Source organism: Candidatus Paceibacterota bacterium (genome assembly GCA_026195275.1).
Classification (GTDB): domain Bacteria; phylum Patescibacteriota; class Minisyncoccia; order Phycocordibacterales; family JABMNX01; genus JABMNX01.
Genome location: JAPHQU010000002.1, coordinates 127411 through 135698, shown reverse-complemented (window position 1 = coordinate 135698; position 8288 = coordinate 127411). Strand labels below are relative to the sequence as shown.

The 8288-nt window shown below is 48.1% G+C and carries 11 protein-coding genes and 1 tRNA gene; 5 read left to right on the top strand and 7 right to left on the bottom strand.

Annotation, left to right across the window (positions count from 1 at the left end; translation table 11 throughout):
* From OQJ98_01545 to fmt, 3 genes are all read left to right on the top strand, one after another.
* On the top strand, positions 1 to 957 hold a 957-nt coding region (locus OQJ98_01545; protein ID MCW9054649.1), incomplete at its 5' end, for a hypothetical protein.
* A 26-nt stretch (positions 958 to 983) separates the two neighbouring features.
* On the top strand, positions 984 to 1481 hold the full coding sequence (def, locus tag OQJ98_01540; protein MCW9054648.1) for a peptide deformylase: 498 nt from the start codon (positions 984 to 986) through the stop codon (positions 1479 to 1481).
* A gap of 1 nt (position 1482) precedes the next feature.
* A complete protein-coding gene (fmt, locus tag OQJ98_01535; GenBank protein ID MCW9054647.1) occupies positions 1483 to 2301 on the top strand; it encodes a methionyl-tRNA formyltransferase in 819 nt (272 codons plus the stop codon).
* Positions 2302 to 2330: 29 nt separating this feature from the next.
* Here fmt and OQJ98_01530 read toward each other — a convergent pair whose 3' ends face one another.
* The 5 genes from OQJ98_01530 to pyk form a co-directional block, all read right to left on the bottom strand.
* Entirely contained in the window at positions 2331 to 2747 is a 417-nt protein-coding gene (locus OQJ98_01530; GenBank protein ID MCW9054646.1) for a hypothetical protein, read from the bottom strand.
* Between the two features lie 9 nt (positions 2748 to 2756).
* Positions 2757 to 3125, bottom strand: a complete 369-nt coding sequence (gene raiA / locus OQJ98_01525) for a ribosome-associated translation inhibitor RaiA (GenBank protein ID MCW9054645.1) — start codon at positions 3123 to 3125, stop codon at positions 2757 to 2759.
* Positions 3126 to 3131: 6 nt separating this feature from the next.
* Positions 3132 to 3350 carry a DUF167 domain-containing protein gene (locus OQJ98_01520; protein MCW9054644.1) on the bottom strand — a complete coding sequence of 73 codons (219 nt, stop codon included), beginning with the start codon at positions 3348 to 3350 and terminating at the stop codon, positions 3132 to 3134.
* A gap of 2 nt (positions 3351 to 3352) precedes the next feature.
* Entirely contained in the window at positions 3353 to 3607 is a 255-nt protein-coding gene (locus tag OQJ98_01515; GenBank protein MCW9054643.1) for a glutathione S-transferase N-terminal domain-containing protein, read from the bottom strand.
* 142 nt (positions 3608 to 3749) lie between these two features.
* Entirely contained in the window at positions 3750 to 5177 is a 1428-nt protein-coding gene (gene pyk, locus OQJ98_01510; protein ID MCW9054642.1) for a pyruvate kinase, read from the bottom strand.
* A gap of 129 nt (positions 5178 to 5306) precedes the next feature.
* Here pyk and OQJ98_01505 point away from each other — a divergent pair.
* Positions 5307 to 5379 (top strand) — tRNA-Asn (locus tag OQJ98_01505).
* A 165-nt stretch (positions 5380 to 5544) separates the two neighbouring features.
* Positions 5545 to 6093, top strand: coding sequence for an NYN domain-containing protein (locus OQJ98_01500; GenBank protein MCW9054641.1), 549 nt, complete (start codon positions 5545 to 5547; stop codon positions 6091 to 6093).
* On the opposite strand, the gene OQJ98_01495 is transcribed toward OQJ98_01500, so the two are convergent.
* Positions 6074 to 7816, bottom strand: coding sequence for a recombinase family protein (locus tag OQJ98_01495; GenBank protein MCW9054640.1), 1743 nt, complete (start codon positions 7814 to 7816; stop codon positions 6074 to 6076). The two genes, OQJ98_01500 and OQJ98_01495, sit on opposite strands and share 20 nt — an antisense overlap.
* Before the next feature lie 19 nt (positions 7817 to 7835).
* Complete coding sequence (locus tag OQJ98_01490; GenBank protein MCW9054639.1) at positions 7836 to 7973, bottom strand: hypothetical protein; 138 nt, start codon at positions 7971 to 7973, stop codon at positions 7836 to 7838.
* Positions 7974 to 8288 lie beyond the last annotated feature (315 nt).

Below are 8288 nucleotides of genomic sequence, written 5' to 3'. Positions count from 1 at the left end.
CAAAAGGGTCGCTATGAGATAATTAGTGGCGAGCTCGCACGACTCGTTGAAGATACGCGGCGCGGACAAGGCCACCTTTTTATATTTAGTGCGCGGCGCGGCCTCTCACCAACGACCGTCTGTTCCGACTGCGGCACAACAGTGACCAGCTCATACTCGGACGCACCAATGGTGCTCCACAAGACAAGCCGTGGCAATATCTTCTTTTGTCACCAGAACGGCGAGGTGCGATCCGCCGCTGAGCGATGTCGCAACTGCGGCGGCTGGAAGCTTGTCGCGCTCGGCGCCGGTGTTCAGCTTGTCGAGGAGCAACTCAAAGAACGCTTCCCTGAGTACACATTCTTTCGCATCGACAGCGACACAACCAGTACATACAAGAAAGCGCTCGCCGTGGCAGAAGAATGGAAGAGCACCCCGGGCAGTGTCCTTATCGGCACCGAGATGGCACTCGCACATGTTGAAGAATCGATTGAACACGTAGCGGTCGCATCAATGGATTCACTTCTGGCTATCCCTGACTTTAAGATTGAGTCAAAAATATTCTCGATCCTGCTCTTACTTCGCTCGCTCGCTGCGCAGACATTCCTACTCCAGACACGAAACCCGGAACAGCAGGTCATCAAAGATGCTGTGGGAGGCAACCTGCTTGAGTTTTACCGGCGCGAGATCAAGGTCCGCGAGCAGCTCGACTACCCACCTTTCTCAATCTTCATCAAACTCACCATCAGTGGAAAGAAGCCAACTGTCGCTCGCGAGATGGAAAAGCTGGAAGAAGCGTTTGGCGACCTCGACTTCCGTGTTTTCTCCGCGTTCACCCCGGCACCATACGGAAAACAGACAAGCCACGCCATTATCAGACTCCCTCGCGACTCTTGGCCAGACCAAAAAGTGGTTGAGCGCTTGCGAGCGCTCCCACCATATGTCGCGGTCGAGGTCGACCCCGAGAGCATGCTCTAGAGCCTCTCATTTGCTATAGTGTCATCATGAAGAAGATAGTTCAGGAAGGCGACCCGGTACTCCGCAAGAAAGCTGAGCCGGTAGATCCAAAAGACATCAATACTGATGCGTTCCGATCGCTCCTTAAGGAAATGCACGAGTCGCTTAAAACAAAAGAACACGGCGTAGCGCTTGCCGCACCGCAGATTGGTGTTTCTAAGCGTGTCTTTGTGGTCTCCCCCACTGTTTTTGAAGAAGACAAACGTGACACGGCGCACCTCGTCTACATTAACCCCGAGATCACAAAACTCTCAAAAAAACGCACTGCTATGGAGGAGGGCTGTCTTTCTGTCGAAGGTCGGTATGGAACCACTAAGCGCGCAGAGAAAGCGACCATACATGCACTCGATGAAGATGGTCAGCCATTCACCGTTGGGGCAAGTGGCTTGCTCGCGCAGATCTTCCAACACGAGACCGACCACCTCAACGGCGTTCTCTATGTTGATCACGCAAGCGAAACGTACGAAATAGAAGAAGACCATTAGTATGAATTTTGTATTTTTTGGAACACCCTACGTAGCCCGCGACACGCTCGCGGCCTTGGTGGAGGCTGGGCACAAACCTTCGCTCGTGGTCACGAACCCGGATGCGCCGCGCGGCAGAAAGCATGAGATAGTGCCGTGCGAGACAAAAGTGTGGGCAGAAGAACACAACATTCCCGTCTTCTCTCCTGAAAAACTCGACGACGACGCTCTTAAAACTATCCGTGGTTACTCGTGCGACCATGCCGTTGTCGTCGCCTACGGCAAGATCCTCCCCGAGGACCTTATTAAAAGCTTCCCGAAAGGAATTATCAATGTCCACTACTCACTCCTGCCGAGATACCGCGGGGCATCCCCTGTTGAAGCAGCACTCCTTAACGGCGATGAGAAAACCGGTGTCACTATTCAAGAGGTGGTGAAAGAGCTTGATGCGGGCGATATCATCGCTGTGGAAGAAACAGATATCAAGCCACAAGAGACAACCATCGAGCTCCGTGCGCGACTCATTGATCTTGGCGCAAAGCTCCTCATCGACACACTCCCCTACTTTGAAGCAGGAAACACTACTCCCACCCCACAAGATGATTCTGCGGCAACCTACGCCCCGAAGATTAAAAAAGAAGAGGGTGAGATATCGCTCAATGCACCAGCACAAGAGAATTGGAATAAGTATCGCGCGTACAAAGAGTGGCCGGGCGTCTTTTTCTTCAAAGATGACAAGCGTGTAAAGGTCACTGACGCATCGCTCGAGGGCGACACATTTACTATCAAACGCGTCATCCCCGAAGGGAAAAAAGAGATGGATTATAGCGACCTAAAATAAATACCCACTTAAGTGGGTATTTATTTTTATTACAAATTTTCTTCGATCCACACTTTGAGGGACTCGATAGAGTCAACATTGGTCACATTCGTTCGATGTAAGAAGATTGAGTCGCGACCACCAAGGTCAACAACGAGCACTCGCTTCTCTGAGTCACGTATAGCCGCATATCGCGCCACTCCGTACTCCATAAGCGCTCCCTCAAGATCTTGATCGTGAAGAAGTATGAATAAATCGGCTTTTTGTGCCGCCTCAAGCATGAGGTCACCTAACATCCCCGAGTTCTTAGGATTCTCTTTGTACGGTTTCTTGACTTCTCCGTTTGCCCCAAGCGCAACCCAGTCGAGTGCGCTTTCAAGACCTTTCTCTCTTAAGAGGTCTTGGAGTCTCGAGACTTCCTCAGCGCGATGACGAGCCCGCGCTGCAATGTAGAAGGTTTGCATCATCTGCTCATGCTACTCTCCTCTTCCGAAACGGAGCATTTTCTTGATCTGGTCACCCCCCTTTCGGAAAAGATCGGTTCGTTTTTTCTTGCTTCGCCTGAGCTGTTTGTTGATCTCGTCCTTCACCTCATCGACTGCGCCATGGAGTGACTTGCTTGTTGATTCAGCGCGAAACATAGTCTTGCCAATCGAGAGGTTCACTTCCACACGATAGATATCACCTGTCTGGTGGTGGTTGGTGGTGCGCCCAACTTCAATGTCACACTTTACACTCTCGTCGTCCTTGCTGATATATTTCTCAAACGTGACGAATTTCTCGTCAATGTACGCAGACACATCAGGAGTCATCTCATAATTAGTTGTTTTGATAGTGCTTTGCATAAAAATTTACTCTATACTGATAATCTTCCGCGGTGAGCGATGCCCTGTAATCATTTTAACCCGATTTGTCGGAATGTTAAATTCCTCGGCAATAATCTCAATAATGCGCTTATTTGCTTGATTCCGCTCTGCCTTTTCTTTGACCGAGATTGTGTATTCGGAGTCCGACTCTTTGAGGATCAACTCCTTCTTAGCATCGGGATGCGCTCGTACTCGGACGTACATCGCTATTCGTTGCTTTCTACCTCAGGGCCGTAGTGCTCCTCAAGGTATTTGTTAATAACATCAGACTCGAGCATCTCCTCACCTCGCTCTGAGTCAACAAGATACGGCACCTGACGGCGCCCAGCACGCGCTTCAAGCTCTTTCGCAAAGTCGTTGTTTACAATATCTTTTTTCTCAACCTCAACACCAAGTGCCTCAACTTTCTCGAGAACCTTTTCGCAGTATGGGCAGCCGGTAAGTACGTAGAGTGTCAACATAGAAATTCGTTACGAGTTATAAGATTAAAAATGCCTACTAACTATACCGCACCGTTTTTTAATTTTCTACTCTCGTGAGTAACGACCCATGAGCTCCGTTTTTCCGAGGATGCGACCTCCTCTGGGGTCCTTGAACATCTCTTTACGAGAGCTTGTGCACAAAGACCATGTTCGTACCGCCTGTCTTGCCAAACGGAATACCGGCAACAATGACGATCTTATCGTCTTTTTTAGCAAGTTTGTTATTCGCCATCCAAACGCTCACTGTCTTAGTCACCTCGCGGATCGACGTAAAACCTTTAATCGGTGCGTGGTAACACCCATACGAGAGTGAGAGCTTCGTACGCGCGCGCTCGTTCGGACTCATGACAATAATCGGCTGAGTTGGTTTGAAACGCGAGACCATACGCGCGGTCGAGCCTGATTCGGTGAGCGCCACGATGGCTTTCGCCTTCACACGGTCAGCTACATCAACCGCTGAGCTTGAGATCGTGTCCACCGTACTCTGGGTACCATCTTCGCGAACCATGATCTCGCGGTGCCACTTAGCGAGTGCTTCAACTCGCCGTGCGATCCTGCTCATGACCAAGACTGCCTCAAGCGGGTACTCGCCGAGCGTGGTCTCTTCTGAGAGCATGATCGCGTCCGTCCCGTCGAAGATCGAGTTTGCGACGTCTGATACCTCGGCGCGAGTCGGTACCGGTGAGTGGATCATCGACTCAAGCATCTGTGTTGCCACAATAACCGGCTTGCCGAGCTCGTTGCATTTCTTCACGATCATCTTCTGAATGACCGGCACATCTTCTGCCGGCACCTCGATTGCAAGATCACCACGCGCAACCATAATCCCGTCCGCAAGTGCAATAATCTCATCAATATTATCTACCGCCTCTTGAGTCTCGATCTTTGCGATGATCGCCGCGTCTGATTTCTCCTTATCAAGGATCTTGCGAAGATCGAGAACATCCTTCGGTTGACGCACAAATGAAAGCGCGACAAAGTCGACCCCTTGTTTAATACCAAATGCGAGGTCCTTCTTATCTTTTGCGGTAAGTGAGCTGATCTTGAGATACGCCCCGGGCACGTTCACTCCACGTCGCCCCTTGGTCTCTCCACCAACAATCACCTTACATTTGATAGAGTCGGCTGTTGTGCCGACAACTTCGAGCTTCTTCTTTCCATCATCAAGTAAAATGGTGCCACCCTTCTTCACTTCCTTCGGAAGCGTTCTGTAGTTCACAAACACTTTTGTCTCGTCGCCAACAACATTCTTCGTTGTGAGTGTAAAGACACTGCCTTTCTTAAGCATAACGCGCTCTTGGTAGAACTCGCCGATACGGATCTTGGGTCCTGCAAGGTCCTGCAGGATAGCCACGGTCTTCCCCAGCTTCTTTGACACCTTCCGTGCCGCGACAATACGCCCAAGATGCTCTTGGTGGTCACCGTGCGAGAAGTTGAGTCGCATCACATCGAGTCCTGCTTTCGTGAGTTTGGTGAGCATCTCTTCGCTCTCAGTTGCCGGACCGATTGTTGCGACGATTTTTGTCTTCTCTTCCTTGATGAATGACATATGAATATTGTCTTTGATTGATTTTAAAATGAATATCCGCGCGAAGTCTGGCTTCACGCGGAACACACAGCATATCGTGAAAACCTATGTATTGCAATATTCTCCTTCTCTTGTAAAATGTTGAAACATTCCACGGTAGCTCAGTTGGTAGAGCAAGCGACTGTTAATCGCTGGGTCACAGGTTCGAGCCCTGTCCGTGGAGCAGAGTAAAAATAACCTTATTTTTTAGAGCTATTCTCAACTAATTTATCAAATAAACATATCAACAGTCCTCTTGATTTATTTTATAAATTATGTAATCATATACGTACTAACAGCACCACTCCTGCTTCGGCAGGAGTGGTTTTGTTTATGATAAAATAAACATATGTTTAAGAAAGAAAAAGTTGCTATTTATATAGATGGTGGAAATACTTACCAAAGACTAAAGGAATCCGAGATGCCAGAAAGAGAAATGAAGTTTGATTACTCATCTTTTGTCGAACATCTTGTTGGTGAACGTAATCTTGTTTCAAAAAGATACTATATCGGCATAGTTAAAAATTTTAACAATACAGAGAAAGGAGAGAAAATGGTTAAAGGGCAACAAAAATTCTTAGCAGGACTGGAGTCCGAAAATTTTGATATTAAAAGAGGTCGAATAATGTACGACAATAACAGCATCAGAGAAAAAGGTGTTGATATTAAATTATCAGTAGATTTAGTTGTAGGTGCAGTTGATAATTTGTATGACACTGCGATAGTAATTAGTTCTGATACAGATTTGATTCCTGCTATAAAATATGTCATCAAAGCAAAAGCTAAGAAAGTGGAGTATATAGGTTTCAGTAAAAATCCATCATTTGGAATGATAAAAGAATCAACTGACAGAAGATTGTTTTCTAAAACTGATTTGCTTAAATTCCAAAAAGATTAACTTGTACACTAAGGCAATAGGTTCGAACGTCGTCTACTAGGCGGAGCCCGATTGTATTTGAGGGTTCAATACGTTGAAAAAGTCCTTGCCCCGCAAGGGCTTTTTCTGGTTCTAACCCCAGCACGTCAGTGGATAGCACATTGAAGGCAGAGCGTACACCCAACAGTGGTTTTGGCATTACAACGCTTAGTTTTTTGTCCTTCAAAAGCAGGTTCGGACTAATACACTCCAGTATCAGTTTTCTGGTCGCCGTGTCTCCATTCTCAAAGCGCTCCTGCGCTGTCTCTGCAAAGGTGAGGTACTGGTTCGCTATGTGCCCCCAGTCAATCTTGCTTTTGTGCATTTTGCCAATCTCTCCGCGAATATCGGTAAGGTCTTTTTCAATCCTTGCCATTGTCTTGCTGAAGTGTGCAGGGGTTATCTCCTGACGGGCACGCATAACTGTTACCTCGTTCAACTGCTGTTCAAGGTCGCTCTCACGGTTCCGCATTACGTTTAGCGTCGCTCCATCCTCAACCGCGTCCTTTTCGGTTACGTGCTTCACTGCGTCCACAGCCCACTCGTGGAAACTCTTGGGGATAGAGACATTCTGAAGGATTTGGTCTATTTGCTTCGTAAGTTCGCCCTGCTCTACGGCACCGCGCTGTGAGCAAATTTTCTTGGTAGCACCAACGCAGATGTAATAGGTACGATCCACAATGTGCGGACTATCCATATCTTGTAGCACCGTCTCGCATTGCGGGCATACGTTCGTGTGTTTGATTGAAAACTTGTGCCGACAGTTCGTACACCGCGCCTGTATCTTTTGCTCGGCGGTAATCATTCGTGCACATTCGCCACACACCATTTTCCCCCTGAATGGGAACGTGTACCGTACCAATCTATTCTTGCCGCCTTGGTTGCCAAGGAAAATACGCACTTTCCTAAACTCCTCCTCGCTAATCATTGCCTTGTGTTTGCCGTGGACGCGCTGGTGTACTCCATTTTCGTCCACCCAATAAAACCAACCAGCGTAGAACTCATTGGCAAACATCGCATAATAGTTATTTTTTGAATATTTCTGTCCCTTGCGATTACGCAATCCTATTCTGTCTCCCTCGCGTTTTATGTCCATTATCGTATAGCGCCCCGTGAGCAACTTACCCCACAGGTTCTTTACCAGTGAAAAATCATCATTCGGCACAATCTCGTCCTCACCCGTGTTGCTTGCGCTTGGGCGGTGCTCATAGCCCGCAGGAAGCACGCCAGCAGGATACCAGCCACGCTCTGCCTTCTTACGCATACCTCGCTTAGTGTCCACGCTCAAATCCTTCACATACTGGTTTGCCATACCAAACTCAACCTGCATAAGGAGCACATTATCGTCTGGACTGAAACCACCGCCGAAGGTCTGAATGTGCTGGATTATTCCTTGTTGAAGCGACCAACTCACCAAACCTCCGTCTATGGGATTGCGGGCAAGGCGGTTGAGTTTCCAACACAAGATTGCATTGGCTTCTCCTGCGTGAATACGCTCCATCATTTTTGTAAACTGGGGACGATTGTTCGGTTTCTTTGCTGAATGGCTTTCGGTGATTACTTCCGCAATCTGAATACCCAACCGCTCTGCCAAACGCTTCATTTCGGAAACCTGATCCTCAATGGAAGCCGCCTGTCTATCCTCGCTTTCCGTGGACTTGCGAGCATAGAGGAAATATTTGAGGTCTGACGGTGGTGTACGCATAAGTTTATTCTATAGGATTTCAAACATTGTATACAGCACGAAAAAGGTTCACGAGATATTCGCCGAGTACTTTTGCCTCCTCGTCAGAGATTTCAACCCCGTATTCTTTACGGTATATCTCTCGGAGTTTCTGGATTTTTTCGTCTGGTATATCCATAAAATCTTTTCCATATCTCCCGCTTTCCCTAAAGACATTAGGGAGTTGGGCACCCTACCCAAAAGGGAGAGGTGGGTATGTACAGTTCAGAGAAGGATCGGAGCAAAAGAGAGATGGACAGTGTTGGGCAAAAGGTCAGCCCGCCGTTCGTCCTCTCTTTTCCAATGTCCCAACTTTCCTCCAACACCTTCCTAGGAGATTTTCAGATTAGGGGGGCGGTTCTCCCGCCCGCGTGATCTGAAAACCTCTCACTATTCCCGTTTGATTGTTTTTTCCGAGGCAGAGGGAAGGTTCTGTCCTCGTCTGAGCTGATTG